This is a genomic window from Streptomyces sp. yr375 (assembly GCF_900110755.1).
GTDB lineage: Bacteria > Actinomycetota > Actinomycetes > Streptomycetales > Streptomycetaceae > Streptomyces.
Genome location: NZ_FOFF01000010.1, coordinates 42,003 through 62,480, shown reverse-complemented (window position 1 = coordinate 62,480; position 20,478 = coordinate 42,003). Strand labels below are relative to the sequence as shown.

19 protein-coding genes are annotated in these 20,478 nt (G+C 70.4%); 15 read left to right on the top strand and 4 right to left on the bottom strand.

The window, feature by feature from the left end; all coding sequences use genetic code 11:
* Nucleotides 1-88: 88 nt before the first annotated feature.
* Nucleotides 89-3,076 (bottom strand): SARP-family global regulator AfsR, encoded by a 2,988-nt coding sequence (locus BMZ82_RS13285; protein ID WP_093775157.1) that lies wholly within the window; start codon nucleotides 3,074-3,076, stop codon nucleotides 89-91.
* A 275-nt stretch (nucleotides 3,077-3,351) separates the two neighbouring features.
* On the opposite strand from BMZ82_RS13285, the gene BMZ82_RS13280 reads away from it, so the two are divergent.
* The 3 genes from BMZ82_RS13280 to BMZ82_RS13270 all read left to right on the top strand — a co-directional run bounded on the left by BMZ82_RS13280 (nucleotide 3,352) and on the right by BMZ82_RS13270 (nucleotide 6,372).
* On the top strand, nucleotides 3,352-4,617 hold the full coding sequence (locus tag BMZ82_RS13280) for an amidohydrolase family protein (protein ID WP_093775155.1): 1,266 nt from the start codon (nucleotides 3,352-3,354) through the stop codon (nucleotides 4,615-4,617).
* A complete protein-coding gene (locus BMZ82_RS13275; RefSeq protein WP_256251890.1) occupies nucleotides 4,602-5,558 on the top strand; it encodes an LLM class F420-dependent oxidoreductase in 957 nt (318 codons plus the stop codon). Before BMZ82_RS13280 ends, BMZ82_RS13275 begins: the two co-directional genes overlap by 16 nt.
* Nucleotides 5,559-5,685: 127 nt before the next feature.
* The gene (locus BMZ82_RS13270; RefSeq protein ID WP_256251889.1) at nucleotides 5,686-6,372 is read left to right on the top strand and encodes a response regulator transcription factor; all 687 of its coding nucleotides are present in this window, start codon (nucleotides 5,686-5,688) and stop codon (nucleotides 6,370-6,372) included.
* A 114-nt stretch (nucleotides 6,373-6,486) separates the two neighbouring features.
* Here the strand turns inward: BMZ82_RS13270 and BMZ82_RS13265 are convergent, their stop codons facing one another.
* Both BMZ82_RS13265 and BMZ82_RS13260 read right to left on the bottom strand, forming a co-directional pair.
* The gene (locus BMZ82_RS13265) at nucleotides 6,487-7,278 is read right to left on the bottom strand and encodes a hypothetical protein (RefSeq protein ID WP_093775151.1); all 792 of its coding nucleotides are present in this window, start codon (nucleotides 7,276-7,278) and stop codon (nucleotides 6,487-6,489) included.
* An 82-nt stretch (nucleotides 7,279-7,360) separates the two neighbouring features.
* Nucleotides 7,361-8,095 carry a hypothetical protein gene (locus tag BMZ82_RS13260; protein ID WP_177244480.1) on the bottom strand — a complete coding sequence of 245 codons (735 nt, stop codon included), beginning with the start codon at nucleotides 8,093-8,095 and terminating at the stop codon, nucleotides 7,361-7,363.
* A 360-nt stretch (nucleotides 8,096-8,455) separates the two neighbouring features.
* Here BMZ82_RS13260 and BMZ82_RS13255 point away from each other — a divergent pair, with 360 nt between their 5' ends.
* The 10 genes from BMZ82_RS13255 to BMZ82_RS13210 all read left to right on the top strand — a co-directional run bounded on the left by BMZ82_RS13255 (nucleotide 8,456) and on the right by BMZ82_RS13210 (nucleotide 18,915).
* Nucleotides 8,456-9,226 carry an SDR family NAD(P)-dependent oxidoreductase gene (locus BMZ82_RS13255; RefSeq protein WP_093775149.1) on the top strand — a complete coding sequence of 257 codons (771 nt, stop codon included), beginning with the start codon at nucleotides 8,456-8,458 and terminating at the stop codon, nucleotides 9,224-9,226.
* A 134-nt stretch (nucleotides 9,227-9,360) separates the two neighbouring features.
* Nucleotides 9,361-10,479, top strand: a complete 1,119-nt coding sequence (locus BMZ82_RS13250; RefSeq protein WP_093775147.1) for an LLM class flavin-dependent oxidoreductase — start codon at nucleotides 9,361-9,363, stop codon at nucleotides 10,477-10,479.
* Nucleotides 10,476-12,257, top strand: a complete 1,782-nt coding sequence (locus BMZ82_RS13245) for an N-acyl-D-amino-acid deacylase family protein (protein WP_256251902.1) — start codon at nucleotides 10,476-10,478, stop codon at nucleotides 12,255-12,257. The genes BMZ82_RS13250 and BMZ82_RS13245 overlap by 4 nt, the downstream gene beginning before the upstream one ends.
* Nucleotides 12,254-13,747 carry an aldehyde dehydrogenase family protein gene (locus tag BMZ82_RS13240; RefSeq protein ID WP_093775143.1) on the top strand — a complete coding sequence of 498 codons (1,494 nt, stop codon included), beginning with the start codon at nucleotides 12,254-12,256 and terminating at the stop codon, nucleotides 13,745-13,747. Before BMZ82_RS13245 ends, BMZ82_RS13240 begins: the two co-directional genes overlap by 4 nt.
* Before the next feature lie 171 nt (nucleotides 13,748-13,918).
* Nucleotides 13,919-14,329 (top strand): hypothetical protein, encoded by a 411-nt coding sequence (locus tag BMZ82_RS41765; protein ID WP_093775141.1) that lies wholly within the window; start codon nucleotides 13,919-13,921, stop codon nucleotides 14,327-14,329.
* Nucleotides 14,330-14,411: 82 nt separating this feature from the next.
* The gene (locus BMZ82_RS13230) at nucleotides 14,412-15,086 is read left to right on the top strand and encodes an ABC transporter ATP-binding protein (protein WP_093775139.1); all 675 of its coding nucleotides are present in this window, start codon (nucleotides 14,412-14,414) and stop codon (nucleotides 15,084-15,086) included.
* Complete coding sequence (locus tag BMZ82_RS13225; RefSeq protein ID WP_093775137.1) at nucleotides 15,083-17,353, top strand: FtsX-like permease family protein; 2,271 nt, start codon at nucleotides 15,083-15,085, stop codon at nucleotides 17,351-17,353. Before BMZ82_RS13230 ends, BMZ82_RS13225 begins: the two co-directional genes overlap by 4 nt.
* A 102-nt stretch (nucleotides 17,354-17,455) precedes the next feature.
* Nucleotides 17,456-17,776, top strand: a complete 321-nt coding sequence (locus BMZ82_RS13220) for a hypothetical protein (protein WP_093775135.1) — start codon at nucleotides 17,456-17,458, stop codon at nucleotides 17,774-17,776.
* A 243-nt stretch (nucleotides 17,777-18,019) separates the two neighbouring features.
* Nucleotides 18,020-18,229 carry a hypothetical protein gene (locus tag BMZ82_RS13215; RefSeq protein ID WP_093775133.1) on the top strand — a complete coding sequence of 70 codons (210 nt, stop codon included), beginning with the start codon at nucleotides 18,020-18,022 and terminating at the stop codon, nucleotides 18,227-18,229.
* The gene (locus BMZ82_RS13210; protein ID WP_093775131.1) at nucleotides 18,226-18,915 is read left to right on the top strand and encodes a restriction endonuclease; all 690 of its coding nucleotides are present in this window, start codon (nucleotides 18,226-18,228) and stop codon (nucleotides 18,913-18,915) included. Before BMZ82_RS13215 ends, BMZ82_RS13210 begins: the two co-directional genes overlap by 4 nt.
* A gap of 7 nt (nucleotides 18,916-18,922) precedes the next feature.
* Here BMZ82_RS13210 and BMZ82_RS13205 read toward each other — a convergent pair whose 3' ends face one another.
* Nucleotides 18,923-19,318: a nitroreductase/quinone reductase family protein gene (locus BMZ82_RS13205; protein WP_093775129.1), complete on the bottom strand. Its 396-nt coding sequence runs from the start codon at nucleotides 19,316-19,318 to the stop codon at nucleotides 18,923-18,925.
* Between the two features lie 418 nt (nucleotides 19,319-19,736).
* Here BMZ82_RS13205 and BMZ82_RS13200 point away from each other — a divergent pair, with 418 nt between their 5' ends.
* Nucleotides 19,737-19,979, top strand: coding sequence for a hypothetical protein (locus tag BMZ82_RS13200; RefSeq protein ID WP_093775128.1), 243 nt, complete (start codon nucleotides 19,737-19,739; stop codon nucleotides 19,977-19,979).
* Nucleotides 19,951-20,475, top strand: coding sequence for a DUF6879 family protein (locus BMZ82_RS13195; RefSeq protein ID WP_093775126.1), 525 nt, complete (start codon nucleotides 19,951-19,953; stop codon nucleotides 20,473-20,475). Before BMZ82_RS13200 ends, BMZ82_RS13195 begins: the two co-directional genes overlap by 29 nt.
* Nucleotides 20,476-20,478 lie beyond the last annotated feature (3 nt).

Genomic DNA, 20,478 nt, shown 5'->3' with positions numbered 1-20,478 from the left:
CGACCCGTCTGCCCCCCGACACGACGGACCGTTGAACCGACCCTGTCAGGCGGTCATAAACGTTCGATGAACGACGGCCGCCGGATCCTCACGACGCGTCCAGGGGAGCCAGCAGGCTCCGTACCTCGGCCGCCTCCGGTACTCCCGAGCGTTCCAGGAGCAGCAGGGCCTCCTGCCAGCAGGCGCGCGCCCGGTCCGACTGGCCGAGGGCGTGCAGGCTCTTGCCCAGCACCGTCAGGACACCGCCCCGGATGAGGTCGCCGCCGATGAACCCGATCGCCAGCGCCTGTTCGGCGTGCCGGGCGGCCTGCGCCGGACGCTGGTCGGCCAGGTGCAGTTGGGCGATACGGAAGTGTGTCGTCCCCTCCCACAGGCGCTGCCGGTTGCTGCCGAACATCACCAGCGCGTCCGACAGTTGGACCAGGCCCTCGGCGAGCCGCCCGGCCCGGATCAGCGCGACGCCGAGCGCGTAACGGCCGTTGGCGAGGCGCAGGGTGAGACCGAGCTGCTGGAAGATGTCGACGCCCTGCTGGGCCAGCGGGACCGCGTCGTGCGGGCGGTTCATGCGCTCGTAGAGCCGCGACAGGTTGCACAGCGCGTTGGCCTCGCCGGGTCGGTTGCCGTCCGCCCGGTAGGTGTCCCGCGCGGTGGTGAGGAACCGCTCGGCCTCCTCGTAGCGGCCCTGGCTCAGCGCGATGATGCCCCGGTCGGTGGAGGCCCAGCTCACCGGCGTCGCGTCCGCCGCCGCCGTGGCCAGCTCGATGGCGCGCCGGGCCTCGTCGTCCGCCTCGGCGTACCGTCCGGCGGCCAGGTGGACGTTGGACAGGGCCGTGCGGGCGCGGCTCTCCGCGCGGACGTCGCCGGCGCGCTGCGCCGCGTCGCGCAGGGCCGCCGCGGCCGTCTCGTACTGCTTCGCGTTCGCGCCCGACTCGGCCAGGTCCTTCGCCGCCCACAGCAGGTCGACGGCGCGCCGCAGCCCGCTGCCCGTGGTCTGCTGCCGGGCGCAGGCCAGCAGGCCCTGCGCTTCCAGGAACAGCCAGTCCAGGGCCGCCGTCCGGTCCGTGAACGCCAGGCCGGTGTACGAGGTGGGCTCCAGGTGGGTGACCGTCCGGTCGCCCGGCCGCTCGATCGCGTAGACCCCCGCCGCCGTCGCCAGGTAGAAGTCCAACAGCCGTGACAGCGCCGCCCCTTGGCCGCTCGCCGGCCGCTCGTCGCGCTCCGCGCACGCACGCGCGTAGAGGCGCACCAGATCGTGGAAGCGGTAACGGCCCGGAGCCGCCGACTCGAGGAGGGAGGTGTCCACGAGGGACTCCAACAAGTCCTCGGTGTCGTCCGGCGGAAGGTCGAGTACGGCCGCGGCGGCGGCCAGCGACATGTCCGGGCCGTCGGCCAGGCCCAGCAGCCGGAACGCGCGGGACTGGGCCGGCTCCAGTTGGCCGTAGCCCAGCTCGAAGGTGGCCTTCACGGCCAGGTCACCGGCCTGGAGCTCGTCCAGCCGGCGCCGCTCGTCCGCGAGCTTCGCCGCCAGCACGGACACCGTCCAGGTGCGGCGGGCCGCCAGCCGGGACGCTGCGATGCGGATCGCCAGCGGCAGGAAACCGCAGGCCGCGACCACGTCCAGCGCCGCCTTGCGCTCCGACGCCGTCCGCTCCTCGCCGACGATCCTCGTGAACAGGGCCAGCGCCTCGTCGGGCGACATGACGTCCAGGTCGACGAGATGCGCGCCCGCCAGATCCACCATCCGCACCCGCGCCGTCACCAGCGCCGCGCAGCCCTCCGTGCCCGGCAGCAGCGGACGCACCTGCGCCGCGTCCTTCGCGTTGTCCAGCAGGACCAGCACCCGGCGGCCGTCCAGCACCGACCGGTACAGCGCGGCCCGTTCGGCCGGGGACTCAGGGATCGCGGAGTCCGGTGTGCCCAACGCCCGCAGGAACGAGCCCAGTACGGTCTCCGGCTCCGCCGGCCGGGCCGCCGTACCCTGGAGGTCGACGTACAACTGCCCGTCGGGGAAGGCGGCTCGGGCCTGATGGGCCACGTGCACGGCGAGGGTCGTCTTGCCCACGCCGCCTATGCCCGCCAGCGCAGACACCGCCATGACGCGCCCCGAACCGCCGCCGCCCTCGGGACCCGACGCCGCCGCCAGCACCTCGCTCAACTCCCGTACGAACGCCGAGCGCCCGGTGAAGTCCGGTACGTTTGCCGGGAGTTGGGCCGGACGCACCAGCGCCACCGGCGGCTGCGCCACCGCGGCCGACGGCTCCGCGAGCTCCGGGTCGGCTTGCAGGATGCGGCGCTGGAGTTCGCGCAGCCCCGCCCGCGGGTCCACGCCCAGCTCCTCCGCCAGCAGCCGCCGGGTGTCCGCGTACACCGCGAGGGCCTCCGCCTGCCGGCCGCCGCGGTACAGCGCCAGCATCAGCAGCTCGCGCAGCCGCTCCCGCAACGGGTACGCGGCCGTCAGCGCGGTGAGTTCGGAGACCGCCTCGGCGTGGCAGCCCTGCTCCAGGTCCATGTCGAGCCGGGCCTCCAGCAGCCCCAGCCGCCACTCCTCCAGCCGCACGCGCTGCGCCTCGGCGTACGGTCCGGGGACGCCGGCCAGCGCCTCCCCGTCCCACAGGCCCAGCGCGCGGTTCAGCACGTCACGGGCCACGGACAGATCCCCGGCCGCCTTCGCCTTCTCCGCCTCCGCCGCCCACTCCTGCGCCACGCCGAGATCGAGGGCGCCCTCGCCCAGCCCGCGCACCGCGTACCCGCCGGACTCGCTCACCAGGACGCCCGGGTCCAGCACCTTCCGCAGCCGCGAGGCGTACGTCCGCACCGCCGCCAGCGCCTGCGACGGCGGCTCCTCGCCCCACAGCGCGCCGATCAGCTCGGCGGCCGTCGCCGTGCGGCCCTCGCGCAGCAACAGGGCGGCCAGCAGGGCGCGTTGCTGCGGGGAGCCGGTGGCCAACTGCTCGTCCCCGCGCCGTGCGCGCACCGGGCCGAGCACGGCGAAGCGCAGCGCGGCCGGCTCCCCGGGGGAGCCGGGGCGCCGCTGCTCGGGCACACGCGGGCCGCCGTGTCCTACCCGGTCGTCCATCAGGGCTCCCTTTAGGCATCCGAATTACCTGTTCAGTTTGCCCTGTCCATGCCGGAACCGTCAGCTTCCCCCGGGAGGTATCGGGCAGGCACCCGGCAGCCACCGGGAAGTCCGCACAACTCTCCCATCCGGTATGCACACATCCCCACACAGTCGATCAAGTCAGGCCCACCCGACGGCGGTTTCGCCCTCGCTGCGCAGCGAGCCGCACCGACCGCCCCGCACTGGCCGACGAACTAGCTGACGATCCGTCAGATCGGCGCTACCGTGCCCTCATGGAGACCACACCGAGGACAACACCGGGTACCACGCCGGGGATTGCGACGCCCCTGCCGCTGATCATCTCCGTCGACGACCACACCGTGGAGCCGAGCACCGTGTGGCAGGACCGCCTGCCGAAGAAGTACCTCGACACCGCACCCCGCATCGTCCGCGCCCCGGTGAAGGAGATGACCTTCCTCGGCGGCCGCTTCCGGCCCGTCATGGGCGAGCCCGGCGACGACGGTCCGGTCGGCGACTGGTGGGTCTACGAGGACCTGCGCCGCCCCCTCACCCGCCTCGACACCGCCGTCGGCTTCAGCCGGGACGAGATCAAGCTCGAGGTCATCACCTACGAGCAGATGCGCCCGGGCTCGTACGACGTGCCGTCCCGGCTCGCCGACATGGACGTCAACCACGTCCAGTCCGCCGTCTGCTTCCCGACCTTCCCGCGCTTCTGCGGCCAGACCTTCACCGAGGCCGCCGACCACGAGCTGGGCCTGCTGTGCGTGCGCGCCTACAACGACTGGACGGTGGACGAGTGGTGCGGCCCGCAGGCGCAGGGCAGGCTCGTCCCGCTTACCCTGATCCCCCTGTGGGACGCCGAGTTGGCGGCGGCGGAGGTCCGGCGCAACGCCGCCCGAGGGGTCCGCGCGGTCGCCTTCTCGGAGATACCCCCGCACCTCGGCCTGCCCTCCGTCCACACCGACTACTGGGACCCGTTCCTCGCCGCGTGCGACGAGACCGGCACGGTGGTGGCCATGCACATAGGCTCCAGCAGCCGTATGCCGTCCACGTCCGCGGACGCCCCGCCAGCCGTCGGCTCGACGATCACCTTCGCCAACTGCTGTTTCTCGGTGGTCGCTTTGCTGTTGAGCGGCAAGTTCGAGCGCTTCCCGAACCTCAAAGTGATGTACGCGGAGGGCCAGATCGGCTGGATCCCCTACATCCTGGAACGCGCCGACGTGGTGTGGGAGGAGAACCGCGGCTGGGGCGGCGTCGCGGACAAGGTCCACCGCCCGCCGTCCGAGTTGTTCGCCGAGCACGTCTACGGCTGCTTCTTCGACGACGCATTCGGTCTGCGCAACCTCGACTCGATCGGCGTCGGGAACGTCCTCTACGAGACCGACTACCCGCACTCCGACTCCACCTGGCCGAAGTCGAAGGAGGTCGGCGAGGCACAGATGGGCCACCTGGACCCGGACGTGGTGGAGCGGATCGTCCGGGGCAACGCGATCGACCTGCTGGGCCTGACGAAGGACGGCCTGTGGAGCCCCAGTTGAGCTCCGGCCAGGGAGTCCGGTACGGCATCCAGCTCCCGGTCCAGTCCCAGTCCACGATCTACGCGGAGCCCTGGGAGGCCGGCGCGGGAGCCGCCGACCTCGTCGAGATCGCCCGCGCCGCCGACCGGGCCGGCTTCGCCTACATCGCCGCCTGCGACCACGTCGCGATCCCGCGCCGGCTGGCCGAGGCCATGAGCACGGTCTGGTACGACCCCGTGGCCACCCTCGCCCACCTCGCCGCCGTCACCGAACACGTCCGCCTGCTCAGCCACGTCGCCGTCGTCGGCCTGCGCCACCCCCTCGTCACCGCCAAGCAGTACGCCACCCTCGACCACCTCAGCGGTGGCCGCCTGATCCTCGGGGTGGGCGCCGGGCACGTACGGGAGGAGTTCGAGGCGCTGGGGGCCGATTTCGAGCGGCGCGGTGCCGTCCTCGACGAGACGATCGACGCCCTGCGTGCCGCCCTCGGGCCGGACGAGTTCCCGGCCCACTACGGAAAGACGTACGACTTCGAGGGCCTCGGACAACGGCCGAGACCGACCCAGCCCCGGATCCCCGTCTGGGTCGGCGGCTCCTCCCCTGCAGCCGTCCGCCGAGCCGCCCTCAAGGGCGACGGCTGGCTGCCCCAGGGCGACCCGAGAGACCGCCTCTCCGAACCGATCGAGCGAATCCGCCACCTGCGAGAGACGGCAGGCATCGACACCCCGTTCACGATCGGCGCGATCACCGAACCCCTGTACCTGGGCACCCCGAACTGGAACGTGGGCCCCCACACCCTCACGGGCTCCCCGGATGCCTTGGCGGAGTCTCTGCGCGCCTACCCGGCGATGGGCGTCGACCAGATCCAGGTCCGCTTCCGCTGCCGGAGCCGGGCTGAACTCATCGATCAGATCGGGGTGTTCGGGGAGGAGGTGGGGCCTTTGCTGGGGGCGTCCGGGTGACTGCTCTCCCCGACTCTTCTTGAACTTTGAACAGGTCCCGGCCGGGCCGCGTATGCACGAACGTACCGACGTATGCACTGACGTATGGACGTACGGACGTGATGGCTCCGGCGGAAGGACCCGTGAAGTGCGATCCACCGAGCGCCCCTCCCAGCGCCCCTCCCAGCGACTCGCCGTCGCCCTCGCCTGTGCGGAGGGCGACTGGGCGCACGACGACTGGCCGGCGGCGGACGACGCGTACGTGGGGCGGGTCGTGCGGGTGAGCCCGCCCTTCTGCCTGCCGGAGCCCGTGGACGTCGTCGTGCTGCGCTGCGCGGAGCCGAAGGTGTCCTTCCCGGCGCTGCTCGCGGCGCTGACCGTGCGGGGGAAGGCGCGGGTGCCGGTGATCGTCGTCAGCCCACGCCATGACACCGACACCGTGGTCGAGGTGTTCCAGGGCGGGGCGGGCTATCTCGTCGAGGGCGACTACTGCACGCACATGCTGTCCTCGGCCGTCATGGCGGCCACCGTCGGCCACACCTACCTCTCGCCGGCCGCGTGCGCCGCGCTGAGGGAGGCGGCCCGGCGGATGCCCACGCGCGGGGACGCCGTCGAGCGGCTGCGAGCCCTGCTCTCGCCACGCGAACGCCAGGTGATGGAGCTGCTGTCGACCGGCCTGGGCGCCCAGGAGATCGGGTTGCGGTTACGGCTCAGTGAGAAGACCGTCCGCAACAACCTCAGCAACATCTACGCCAAGCTCGAGGCGAGGGGGAGCACGGACGCGGTCCTGCGGTGGCTCGGAGCCGCCCGTGCCGCGCCCGTGCTTCGCAACTGAGGGCGAACCATGCACAGTTGAGGGTCCATGATTTGCGGTTGGGAATAACCTCGTATTCCCGGATGCGCACTGCGCGGCGGGCGTCGTGCGTCGCTGTGCGGCGCTGTCAGTTGCTCACGGGGCCTCGACTTCCGCCTGCGGGATTTCCACGTCGGTCACGTTTCCGCCGCCCTCACCGAATCCGGGTTCCGCGCGGACACTGTTGCCCGAGTTCTGGATTCCGCTGGCTTCGGGCGTCCCGCATTTCACGTTGCGCAGCCACAGCCGGCCGTCCGGAGTTCCGCTCTTCAGGATCTGCGGATAGAAGACGTGCACGGTCGCGGCGCCCTCGCTCGGCGCGAAGAACACCGTCTGGCCGTCCTGGGCTTCCTTGTACGTGGCCCGCAGGAATCCGCTCACATCGGTGCGCTTGGCCGACCACATGAAGAAACCGATGCTGTCCGGCTGCACGGTGTCGGTGCGGCTGAGCGTCAGGGTGGACGTCTTGGTGTCCGACGTGATGTTGATCTCCGTGTTGTTGAACGTCACGCCCACGTCGAAGATCGAGCTCGCCAGTTTCGAGGTGGACGAGGCGCTGAACCCGTTCTCCAACTGAATGAGCCGGGCGACGGACGCGCTCACCGCGAAGGCCTTCGAGGCGGTGCTGGTCGATCCGCAGTTGTCGGTCACCGCGGAGACGCGTTCGTTGGGTCCGAGGCTGTTCCGCTTGTTCTGGACCGGGACGAAGTCGCAGTCCGCCAGCTTGCCCGAGTCCGAGGCGCAGTCGGAGGTCACTTCGGAGGGGGTCGCGGCGCCCGCCGAGTTCATCAGCGGGACGATCACCGCGAGGGCCGCCACCGGTGCCAGGGCGAACGTGATGCGCTTCTTCTTGCTGCGGTGGCTTCTCTTGCCGGGGGTGCGGGCCATGGGGTTCTCCAGGGGGAGAGAGGGGGGAGTTTTCAGGGGGTGAGCTGCTGGTTCATGCGGTGTTCGAGCCATGCGGGGTGCCTCAGCAGTCCTCCAGGACCGCCTTGGAGGTGCCGTCCATGAGGCCGGGGCTGCCGGCGGCGCCCGGCAGGACGGCGGGGCCCTCGACGGTGTCGGGCGCCGTGAAGTTCTGCTCGGCGGAGGGGTTCACGGCGAAGCTTCCGGGATTCGCGTCGATCCGCACCCGCCATTCACCGGTCATGCGCTGGATCTTCGGGGTGAACTCCATGTGGAGCACCTTGCCGACCGGCACCTGGCGCTCTTCCGTGTCGCCCGCCGTGGCCGTCTTCGTGGTCATGTCCAGGGAGCCCTTGTGCCTCAGCCAGGAACCGCTGAGCGCTCCGAAAAGGCCGCCGGCGGCGCCCTGCTGGGTGGACTTGTACTTGCCCTGTCCCTGGGCCGCGCTCGCCGTCCAGGTGATGGAGACCTTCGCCGGAGTGGTGGCGTTCGGCTCGCAGTTGGGGAAGTCGATGGACGACTTCTCGGTGGGACCGTCGAAGGTCTCGAAGTTCGTCTCGACGAATTCGCAGTTGTCGGACCTGAAGCCGTCTCCGAAGCCGGCCCCGAAATCGTCCAGCTTCTGGTTCTTCCCGTTGAGCACCTTGGTCCGCTCACAGATGAGCATGATCTCGTCGGGCGACTTCGCGTCCGCCGCGTTCGCCGACGGAAGCAGGGTGACGATGACCCCGCCGGTCGCCAGCGCCGCACCGATCGCCACGTACCGGATCTTCCGGTTCTTCAGTCTTCTCTTCGCCATGACCGCGTCCGCTCCGTCCTTGAAGGGCCATTTACTGTTCCGTGGAGGATTATTGGGGTTCCGCACGGGCTGTGGACAGGGTCAAACATCCTGACTTTCCATTCTTCTGGCGTGTGCTTGTGCAATCCGAGGGCACTCCGAGGACAATCCGAGGTCAATCTGAGGGCAATCTGAGGGCAATCTGCGGGCAATACGAGTGCAATCCGCGTCATGCGCGCGAGCCGCCCAAATCGCGTAAATCCCTCCGTGCGTCTTCCGCGCGTCTTTCGCGCGCCCTCCGTGCGTGCACGCATCTGACGCATCGTCATTTTCGGCGTTACGATGCTGAGTTCCAGTGATGCGATGCGAAGGGGGTTCGGTATGGGCAAGCTCGACGGGCGCGTCGTCCTCGTCACCGGCGCCGCGCGCGGCCAGGGGGAGCAGGAGGCCCGGCTGTTCCGGGCGGAGGGGGCCGAGGTCGTCGTCGCCGACGTGCTGGACGACCAGGGCGCGGCCCTCGCCGAGGAGATCGGCGCGCTGTACGTGCACCTGGACGTGGGCCGGGAGGATGACTGGCAGTCGGCGGTGCGCGCCGCGCAGGATGCGTACGGGCATCTCGACGGCCTCGTCAACAACGCCGGCATCCTGCGTTTCAACGCCCTCGTCGACACGCCCCTCGACGAGTTCATGCAGGTCGTGCAGGTCAACCAGGTCGGCTGCTTCCTGGGCGTGAAGACGGCGGCCCCGGTGCTGGCGGACGGCGGCACGATCGTCAGCACGGCGTCGTACACCGCCGTGACCGGGATGGCGGCGGTGGGCGCGTACGCGGCGACCAAGCACGCGATCCTCGGCCTCACCCGGGTCGCCGCCCTGGAGCTCGCGCCGCGCGGCATCCGGGTCAACGCGGTGTGCCCCGGCGCCGTCGACACCGCGATGTCCAACCCGTCCCTGCTGGACCCGGACGCGGACCCCGAGGAGACCTCGAAGGCCCTCGACGGGCTGTACCGCAAGCTGGTGCCGCTGGGCCGGGTCGGCCGGCCGGAGGAGGTGGCGAGGCTCGCCCTCTTCCTCACCTCGCAGGACTCCTCCTACATCACCGGGCAGCCGTTCGTGATCGACGGCGGGTGGCTGGCGGGGGTCAGCATCATCTGACGCATCGTCATCTGGCGGTCCATCGGCTATTGACCCTCCGTGCGGGCGGTGCGAGAGTCGTCGTCGCCATCAAAACTGACGGTACGTCAGAAGTGCGTCAGAAATCATTCGTGAACCGGGGACGGTGAACCGCCTTGGAATTCGGGCTCTTTGTACAGGGATACGTGGGCAAGCGTGCCGAGACCGATCCGCTCGCCGAGCACAAGGCGCTGATGGAGGAGACCGAGTACGTCATCCAGGCGGACAAGTCCGGCTTCAAGTACGCCTGGGCGTCCGAGCACCACTTCCTGGAGGAGTACTCGCACCTCTCCGCCAACGACGTCTTCCTCGGCTACCTCGCCCACGCCACCGACCGCATCCACCTCGGCTCGGGCATCTTCAACCCGCTCGCCCAGGTCAACCACCCGGTGAAGGTCGCCGAGAAGGTCGCCATGCTCGACCATCTCACCGAGAACCGCTTCGAGTTCGGCAGCGGACGCGGCGCCGGCTCCCACGAGATCCTCGGGTTCATACCGGGTGTGACCGACATGAACTACACCAAGGAGATCTGGGAGGAGACGATCGCCGAGTTCCCCAAGATGTGGCTCCAGGACGAGTACGTCGGCTTCCAGGGCGAGCACTGGCAGCTCCCGCCGCGCAAGATCCTGCCGAAGCCGTACGGGAAGTCGCACCCGGCGATGTGGTACGCGGCCGGGTCGCCGGCGTCGTACGCGATGGCCGCGCGCAAGGGGCTGGGCGTCCTCGGGTTCAGCATCCAGAAGGTGTCCGACATGGAATGGGTGCTGGAGCAGTACAAGACGGCGGTGGTGAACGCCGAGCCGATCGGGGACTTCGTCAACGACAACGTGATGGTGACGACGACGGCGATCTGCGCGCCCACGCACGACGAGGCGATCCGGATCGCGGTGAGCGGCGGGCTGCACTACTTGCCGTCGCTGGTGTTCCGCTACCACGACACGTTCCCGCGGCCCGAGGGCTTCCCGGAGTGGCCGGAGACGCTGCCCGCGTACAACGCCGAGTTCGTCGAACTGCTCGTCGAGGAAGAGCTGTTGATCTGCGGCGACCCGGACGAGGTGACGCGGCAGTGCAAGCGGTGGGAGCAGGCCGGGGCCGATCAGTTGTCCTTCGGGCTTCCGGTGGGGGTGCCGAAGGAGGAGACGTTGCAGACGATCCGGCTGATCGGGGAGCACGTGATCCCGAAGATCGACACGGATCCCGTGCATCGCACCACGCGGTTCAGGCAGGGCGCCTGACCGTCGGTGGTTTCCGATCTCCCCGGGAGTTCAAGGAGGCAAGGTCCGTGCTCGATCACGTCATCACAGGCGCGACCGTCGTCGACGGGACCGGTGCGCCGGGCTTCGTCGCCGACGTCGGCATCCGGGACGGGCGGATCGCCGTCGTCGGCACGGTCACCGAGGAGGCGCGGGCCGTCGACGACGCGCGCGGCCTCGTCCTCGCGCCCGGGTTCGTCGACCCCCACACCCACTACGACGCCCAGCTCTTCTGGGATCCGTACGCGACGCCCTCCCTGAACCACGGGGTGACGACGGTCGCCGCCGGGAACTGCGGTTTCACGCTCGCGCCGCTGAATCCCGCCCGCCCCGCCGACGCCGACTACACCCGCCGCATGATGTCCAAGGTGGAGGGCATGTCGCTGGTGGCGTTGGAGGAGGGGGCGCCCTGGAGCTGGCACGGCTTCGGGGAGTATCTGGACGCGCTCGAAGGGCGGATCGCCGTCAACGCGGGCTTCATGGTGGGGCATTGCGCGCTGCGGCGGTACGTGATGGGTCCGGACGCGGTGGGCGGACAGCCGAACGAACAGCAACTCGCCGAGATCGTACGGCTGTTGCACGACGCCATGGACGCCGGCGCGTGGGGTTTCTCCACCACCCAGTCCTCGTCCCACTCCGACGGCGACGGACAGCCGGTCGCCTCCCGGCATGCGCTGCCCGCCGAACTGCTGGCGCTGTCACGGGCAGTTGGGGAGCACGAGGGCACGCAGATCGAGGCGATCGTCGCGGGGTGCCTGGATCAGTTCAGCGACGCCGAGATCGACCTGTTCGTCGAGATGAGCGCGGCGGCCGGACGCCCCCTGAACTGGAACGTCCTCACCATCGACGCGGCCGTCCCGGAGCGGGTGCCCCGGCAGCTCGTGGCCAGCGAGCGGGCGCGGAAGGCGGGGGGCCGGGTCGTCGCGCTGACGATGCCGATCCTCACGCCGATGAACATGTCGCTGGGCACGTTCTGCGCGCTGAACCTGATCCCCGGGTGGGGGCCGGTCCTCGGGCTGCCCGTCCCCGAGCGGATCGAGAAGCTGCGCGACCCGGCCGTCCGGGCGGAGCTGCTGCGGCGCGCCGAGTCCAAGGAGGCGGGCGTCTTCCGGCGGCTGGCGAACTTCGGGCGGTACGTCATCGGCGACACGTACAGCGCGGCGAACGAGGGTCTCACCGGGCGCGTCGTCCGCGACATCGCCGCCGAACGCGGCCTGGACGCCTTCTCCTGCCTGGTCGAGATCTGCGCGGCCGACGCACTGCGTACGGTCCTGTGGCCGATGCCGACCGACAACGACCCGGACTCGTGGGCGCTGCGCGCGGAGACCTGGAGCCACGAGGACGTCCTGCTCGGCGGCTCCGACGCGGGCGCGCACCTGGACCGGATGTGCGGGGCGCCGTACACCACCCGCTTCCTCGGCGACTGTCTGCGCGGCCGGAAACTCGTCGGCCTGGAGCAGGCGGTGAAGATGCTGACGGACGACCCGGCGCGCCTCTTCGGCCTGCGCGAACGGGGCCGGATCCAGGAGGGTTTCCACGCGGACCTCGTCCTGTTCGACCCGGAGCGCATCGACGCGGGCAAGGCCACCCTGGTGCACGACCTGCCGGGCGACAGCCCCCGGCTGGACTCGAAGGCACTCGGCGTGCGGGCGGTCTTCGTCAACGGCGTGCCGGCCATCCGCGACGACGTCGTGACCGGCGCCGTACCGGGCCGGGTGCTGCGCTCGGGCCGGGACACCCGGACGGTGAACACGAGATGAGCGGCGAACCGGCCGGCGGCAGCCATCAATGGGCCGACGGGCAGCGGTTGTTCGTGGGTGGGGAGTGGGTGGAGCCGGAGGGCGACGGCGGTTACTACGACGTCGTCGACCCGGCGACGGAGAGGACCGTCGGCCGGGCGCCGGAGGCCTCGCCGGACCAGGTGCGCGCGGCCTGCGCCGCCGCCCGCGCGGCCTTCGGCCCGTGGTCGCGCACCCCGCCCGAGGAACGGGCCGCGATACTCGCCCGGACCGCCGACATCATCCGCGCCCGGCTGCTCCCGTACGCCGAGCTGGCGCAGGCCGAGACCGGCGCCACGACCGGCACCGCGCGCGGTATGCAGGTCGGCGTGGGCGCGGCCCGCTTCCGGCGCTACGCGCGTGTGGAGCCCGCCGAGTGGCCGATCGCGCCGCAGGTCAACGCGGCCGGGCCGATGGGGAGGGCGGGGGTGATGGGCGCGGTGGCCGTCCGGCAGCCGGTCGGCGTCGTCACATGCGTGACCTCCTACAACAACCCGTGGGCGAACCCGGCCGGGAAGATCGCCCCCGCCCTCGCCATGGGCAACACGGTGGTCGTGAAACCGGCCCCGCAGGACCCCCTGTCCGTCTACCGGATGGCGGAGGCGCTGGAGGCGGCGGGCGTGCCGCGCGGGGTGGTGAACGTCGTCTCCGGCCGCGCGGTCGAGGTCGGCGAGACGGCGGTGTCGTCGCCGGACGTCGACATGGTGAGCTTCACCGGCTCGACGGCGGTCGGACAGCGCATCGCCGAGGTGTGCGGCCGGGACATGAAACGCCAGTTGATGGAACTGGGCGGGAAGGGCGCGGCGATCGTCCTCGACGACGCGGACATCGCCTCGGCGGTGGCCGGCATCGGCACCACCTTCTCCTTCTACAGCGGCCAGATCTGCACGGCCCCGACCCGGGTCCTGGCCCAACGCGGCATCTACGACCGACTGGTAGAGCAACTGGCGTCGTACGCCCGGAGGTTGAAGGTGGGCGACCCACGCGAGCCCGACACGCTGGTAGGCCCATTGATCTCCGCCGCGCACCGGGACCGGGTGGCGTCGTACGTGGAACTGGGCCGCAAGGAGGGCGCGGTGGTCTTGTCCGGAGGCCCCGAAGTCCCGCTCCCCGACCGGGGTTTCTACGTCGCCCCGACCCTCCTCGCCGACTGCACGAACGACATGCGGGTGGCCCGCGAGGAGATCTTCGGCCCGGTGGTCACCGTCATCCCCTTCGGCGAGGAACCCGAGGGCATCGCCCTGGCGAACGACTCCGACTACGGCCTCATCGACTACGTCTGGTCGTCGGACGTGTCCCGAGCCTTCCGCGTCGCCCGCCAACTCCGCGCCGGCGGCGTCGGAATCAACACGGTCGGCCGCAACATGGAAGCACCGTTCGGCGGCTTCAAGAGAAGCGGCGTGGGCCGCGACGTGGGCTCGTACGCCCTGCACGCGTACAGCGAGGTGCAGGCGATCGTCTGGCCGGGGTGAAAGAGGGGTGAAAGGGGGGCTGAAAGAGCGGTGAAAGAAAACGCGTCATTCGGTGTCTGAAAATCGCTCTTGGCATGGCCTGATCAAATTTCGTTGCGTCCAGCATTTGAGATTGCTAACTTTCCGTTGCTCTCTGGATCGACCAACCAGAGTGAACAAACGGGAGAAAAAATGCGCAAGTTGGCTGTCGGCGTGCTCGCGGGCGGGATCTTCGCCCTGAGCGCCGGGACCGCGGTGGCGGTCTCGTGGCACACCATTCCGACGCTCACCACGGGGGGCGCAGCCTTCACGGCCGGCAAGTACGCGTTCTGGCCGTCCGGACAGAACCACGGTGCCTTCGAGTGGAAGGGCAACCTGAAGGACGCCGACCCGGCTGACGGGCACAACGTGTACGTGCAGGTGCGGGTGGAGGGTTACGACTGGAGCCGTTACAACGGCAAGCAGCGGAGCACCGTCTCCTTCGACGAGCTGAACTGGGACGGCGCAGCGCAGTACACCGACGACGCGTACATACGCGTCTGCCGTGACAAGGGCTCGCTGAACCCCGACAACTGCTCGCCGACCAAGCACTACCAGAAGTAGGCGACCGCTTAGGCACGTCCCCGGGCCCAGGGGTGCACACCTGGGCCCGGGCCCGCACCGCTTCTTGGGGGAAGCCAACCGCATGTCAGAAATACTCACTGCCACGGGAGTCGACCTCTCCTACGGCAGTCAGCCCGCAGTCCGGGACGCCCATCTCTCCATCTCGTCCGGCGAAGTCGTGGCGATCACCGGGCAGAGCGGCTCGGGCAAGTCCTCGCTGCTGTACTGCCTCGCCGGTGTGCTGCCCGCCACCCGCGGCCAGGTCCGGTTCGAGGGGCGGGCACTCGGTGATCTGTCCGACGACGAGATCAGCACGCTCCGCCGGGAACGCTTCGGATTCGTCTTCCAGTACGGCGAGTTGCTGCCGGAGCTGACCATCGAGGAGAACACCGCCCTGCCGCTGCGGCTGGCCGGGCAGCGCAAGGGGCCCGCCCTCGCGGCGGCCGGCGAGGTGCTCGAGCGCCTCGGTCTCGGGGAGCTGCGCGAGCGCCGGCCCGGACAGGTCTCCGGTGGGCAGAGTCAGCGCGTCGCCGTCGCCCGTTCGCTGGTCCACCGGCCCGCCGTGGTCTTCGCGGACGAGCCGACCGGGTCGCTCGACAGCGCCAACGCCTCCGCCGTGCTCAAGGAGTTCCTCGACCTGGCCCGCTCGCAGGGCACGGCCGTCATCCTGGTCACCCACGACCCCGCGATCGCCGCCCAGGCCGACACCCACTACACGATGTCCGACGGCGTCCTCGGCCCACGGGGTGCCGAGTGACCGAATTCCTCCTCGGCCTGCGCCTGTTGTTCGGCGCGGGGCGCGGCAACCGCATCCGTTTCTTCCTGATGGCGGCCGGCGGCTCCATCGGCGTGTGCTGTCTCGCCCTCGTCCTCACCGTCCCGGCGATCCTCCACGCCCACGACGGACGCACCGCCGCCCGGCAGCCCGTCACCTCCGCCAAGGGCCCGGCGGACGGCACCCTCGTCCTCCAGCGCGACGACGCCTACGGCTCACGGCCGTTCACCCGGGTGTTCGTCGCCGAGGGCAAGGAGGGCGCGCATACGACTCCCCCCGGGCTGAGCGAACTGCCCGCCCCGGGCGAGGTGTTCGTCTCCCCGCGCGTGCACGAACTGCTGCGCGACGCGCCCGCCGCCAAGGCACTGCTGCCGGGTCGCGAGGCGGGGTTGATCAGCCCGGCCGGGCTCGCCCACCCCGACGAGCTGTACGCGTACATCGGTACCGACCGCGCCCGGATCGCCCACGAGGCACGCACCCTCAAGGGCTTCGGATACAGCTACGCCCCGTCCCCCGCTGTCGATCCGTCCACCCTCACCGACGTCCGGTTCGCCCTGGCCACGCTGGTCCTGCTGCCGCTGGGCATCTTCCTGTCCGTCTGCGCCCGGCTCTCCGCCGCCAGCCGGATGCGCCGCCTCGCGGCCCTGCGGCTGCTCGGGCTGAGCCGCAAGGGCACCCAGCGCGTCAACGCCGCCGAGACCGTCGTCGCGGCACTGCTGGGCGCCGTCCTGGGACTCGGCGAGTACTGGGTCCTCAACCAGGTGATGTCCCGGGCCGGACTGCCCGGCCTGCGCTGGTACCCGGACGACGGCGCCCTGTCCCTGTCCACCGTCGCGATCTGCCTGCTGGGCTGCCCGGCCCTCGCCTGGTTCGTCGGCCGCAAGAGCGCGCAGGACGCGACCGCCAACCCGCTCGCGGTACGGCGTACGGCGGTGCCGCGGCCCCCGTCCAAGTGGGGCGGTCTGCTGCTGCTCAGCGGCCTGGGCATCGTCTGCGGCTTCTGCGCCACCGGCCTGCTGGGGCACCCCGCGTCCAGCCTCGGCGTGAACGCGCTGCTGGTGGTCGCCGGCGTCGTCCTGACCGGCGTCGGACTCGTGCTGACGTTGCCGCTGCTGTCGTACGCCCTGGCCCGCCGGGTGGCGCGGACCACGCAGTCCCTGACCCTCAACCTGGCGATGCGGCGCAACGAGGCGGAGCCGGGCAGCACGATGCGGGTGGTCACCGGCCTCGTCCTGCTCGTCTACGCCGCCTCGCTCGCCCAGGGCGTCCTCATCCAACTGGAACAGGTCACCCGCCCGGATGGTCCTGTGCAGGAATACTCGCTCAGCCCGTCGGCCCTCACCGCACAGCAGCAGCGGAAACTCGCCGACGTACCCGACGTACGCGCGCACGCCGTGATGATGAACTCCTGGGTCGACCTCAACGCTCCCGGCATCCCCGACACGGCCACGGCTCTGGTCGCCACCTGCGCCCAACTGGAGAGCATGGTCAAGTATTCCAAGGGGTGTGTGGACGGCAGGGTGATGCGGCTCGTCGACCCCAGCACGGGAACCGATCCGAAACCCGGCGACTCCTACACCTTCCGCTTCGACGGGGGGAAGGCCAAAGAGCTGCACGTCACCATCCCCTCCCAGCAGATGGTCATCAACGCGTACTCCGCGTCCATGGTCGTCAGCACCGCGCTCCTCGTCCCGCCGTCCGCCCTGCCCGCCGACGCCCGTCCGCGCGACGCCGAACTGCTCCTCGCCGGCAGCTCGGACCCCGGCCAGGTCCGCTCGGTCCTCGACGGCATCGCCGCCGTCGCCCCGATCGCCGAGATCGAGCTCGTGGGACTGAACGTCCAAGGACTTGAGCAGATCTCCGTGGTCGAGACCCTCCTGGCCCTCGGCATGATCATGGGCCTGGTCATCGGTGTGGCCGCCTTCCTGGTGTCCGTCACCGACCGGGCCGTCGAACGCCGTTCCCAGGTCACCGCCGTCACACTGATCGGCGCGCGGGCCACCACCATGCGGGCCGTGCAGTGCGCCCAGGTCGTGCTGCCGCTCACCCTCGGCCTCGTCCTGGCCCTGGTCGCGGGCAAGCTCGCCGAGTCCAGCTACCTGATCACCGGCGGCGGCGTCATCCGCTGGGACGTGGAGGGCCTCCCCCTGCTGGCCCTCGCCACGGTGGGCGTCCTGGCGGCGGCAGCGCTCGGCTCGCTCCCGCTGGTGGGCCGCCGCATCGACCCGGAACTGATCCGCCGCGACTGAGCACGGCGGCCGCGCTGTCGGGCCCTGGAGCCGCTAACGCCCCTGAGGGAAGGCGAGTTGCTGATTTCGGGGGTGTGCCGGTTCCTGATTAGGATCTTGGTCATGTCCGTGCAGAACTCTGACAAGACCCCTTCTCGCAAGCAGCGGCTTCAGGAGAAGCAGCGCCGTCAGTTGGCGGTGGTCGACATGGTGGACAAGGCGGAGGCCAAGGCCCGCAGGGCGGAGGTCGAACTCGCCGTGGCCGTCACCGAGGCGGTGCAGGTGTTCGGCGACGAGCAGTCCGCGTCCGAGGGCCTCGACATGCCGCTCGAAGCGGTACGCCGCTTCCTCGGCATGGCCCAGGACGAAGGCACCGGCGCGGACAACGCCGCCGGTGCCGACAACACCACCGGTGCCGAGAACGCTGCCGAGGCCGGCGGCTGATCCCGGGAAGAACGCAGTCACGAGGGAGTCGCCGCGACTGTGTCCTGGCGACTCCCTCGTGACCGTGCGCGGTGACGGCCGATAGTCGCCGGTGCGGTATCCGGCCAGGTCCGATCGCTTCGTGCCATTCGTCCGCAACCCGCCTCCAACATCATCGGGGCCCGACTACACAAGAGGGCTGGGCGGTGCGATACCGCCCGCACGCACGGTGTGCCGGTTCGGTGTCGGGGGAGGCATGGACGGTTGCTGACCATCAACGTGGCGGTGCTGCTCGCGGTCGTCGTCGTATGGCGACTGCGTCGGCGTACGCATTCCCGTAGTCGCAATGACGAGAAGCTGACCGTCGTCATCGTCCTGGCGCTGGGGATCCTGATCGCTCCCACCCCGGCAGGGCAGGGAATCCTGAACGTCCTCGGGCAGCTCGCGAGCGGCGTCACCCAGGCCGGCCGATGAGCAGGCGTCCGCCGGCCCGACGGCGTACCCGACGCGGGCGCGGGCGCTCGGACGACCGGCTGGTCGGTCTCCTCGTGGCCGCGGCCTTGGCCGTCGCCCTGGTGGTGGCCGTCGTCAACTGGCTGCTGGCCCACTGGTGGGTCCTGGTCGTCATCGGCGCGCTCGCGGCGCTGGCCGGCGGCGTCCGGCTCCATCAGAAGCAGCAGCGCGCGCGGTGGGAAGCGGCCCGCGCACAGGGCCTGCGGTACGGGCTGCCCCAACTGGACGCCCTGCATCACGCCCGCTTCGAGGAGGCGGTGCGGGATCTGATGCGCCGTGACGGCTGCCGGGACGCCGTCCGCGTCGGGGGCGGCGGAGACCTGGGCGCGGACGTGAAGGCCACCGACCCCTACGGGCGGCACTGGGTGATCCAGTGCAAGCACCGCCGCAACGGTCTCGCCGGCTCCGCCGTGGGCACACCGGACCTCCAGGTACTCAACGGAACCGCACGCCAGGTCCACGGCGCCGACGTCGCGGTGATCGTGACGAACGGCCGGGTGACCGCGCCGGCCGTGACCTTCGCCGGGCAGCAACGGCTGCACGTGGTCGACCGCCACACCCTCGAAGCGTGGGCGTCCGGCTCACGTCCCCTGTGGGAACTGCTGCGCGCCCTCCCGCCGCCGCGCAGGCCGACCGCCCTCTCCTAGCGGCGCGTCAGTCCGCCAAGTCCACGCGCACCGTGAGCAGTTGGGTGCCCAGGGCGCGTACGGCCGTGCTGTTGGCGCGGGGCAGGGTACGCAGGCGGGCGACCGGGTCGTCGTCGGGGAGGAGGTGGGCGGTGCCGGTGTGCCACCGCCCGCCGAGCCGCACCCGTACCCGTGGATCGGCCTGGATGTTGCGGATGTACTGCGAGCGCTCACCGAACTCCGAGACCAGCCAGAAGCTGTCACCGACCCGGCGGCCGCCGAGCGGGGTACGCCGGGGCAGGCCGGAGACGCGGCCGGTGGTCTCCAGAAGCGTGTGGAACGGCAGGCGGCGCATGAGCGGGTTGGCGACGTACCGCTGGACGGCGGTGGTCGCACGGAAACGGCGATCAGTGGGACTGGACATCGTCCGTGAGGCTCCTTCGCACGTGGCGCTGTTGCCCCCATGGTCCCCGACGCCGCCGACGGGACGAGAGCGGGTGGCTGCATGTGCGCGTGGTGACCGGAGGCATGTTCAGTTCTGGCACCTCGTCAGAGCTGAACATGCCCAACTGCTTGTGCTCGTTACTGACGACAGGCGGCCGTTCGGGAGTGAGCACGGTGCAGCCTCAGTTCAACATCAGCTACGAAGGTAGGGATCTGTGAACGGGCCGGTCCATGAAGTTGCACGCGGTTGCACGCATCCCGTCGGGACCTTGACGCCCTTGCCGACAGACCGTGAGGCTCTGCAACCGGAAGCAACCGGAAGCAACCGGAAGCAACCGGAAGCAACCGGAAGCAACCGGAAGCAACCGGAAACGACTGGCTGGACATGGGGAGGGGCAATGCATCTACGGTTCGTCGGGAAAGATCCAGAATCCGGGGATCACGGCTGCCCGGCCGTGTGGGTGGACGAGAGCACGCAGGATCTCGTCATCCAGGGTGTCAAGGCCGACGCCGACACGGTCGACCGGACCGTCCATGACAGCCCGCTCCCGGACCATGAGGCCGTGATCCGGCTGCCGCGACGCATGATCCCGTTGTTGAGGGAGGCACTTGATGGCGCAGAGCCTGAGCAGCTTCGCTGATCTGATCCGGTCCGTGGAGCACTCTGCCGTGCACCTTGAGATGCGGGACATGTACGCCGTCCCGAACGAGGACGACGGGTTCACGGCGTGGAAGCGGGGTCACCGGCTCGACCCGGACGACCGAGAGTCCTGGTGGCGGCCCTGGCTCGACCTCGTCCAGGAGGTCACTGCCAAGGGTGTTGCCATGCGCCGGGCCAGGGTCGTCTCCGAGCCGGTGAGCGAGTACATCCGATACGAGCACTCGTTCACCTTCACCAATGTTGCCGCGGGCGAGGAGATCCGCTGGCTTCCGAGGCGGCAGGCGTCGGATCTCGCCTTGCCGGGGAACGACTTCTGGCTCTTCGACGGTCGCGTGGTCCAGTTCAACGTCTTCGACGGCGAAGGCCGTTGGGCGCACACCGACCAGGTGGACGAGCCGGCGGTCGTCCGGTTGTGCTCGGCCGCGTTCGACGCTGTCTGGGAGCGGGCCGTCCCGCATCAGAAGTACGCCGTCTGAGAA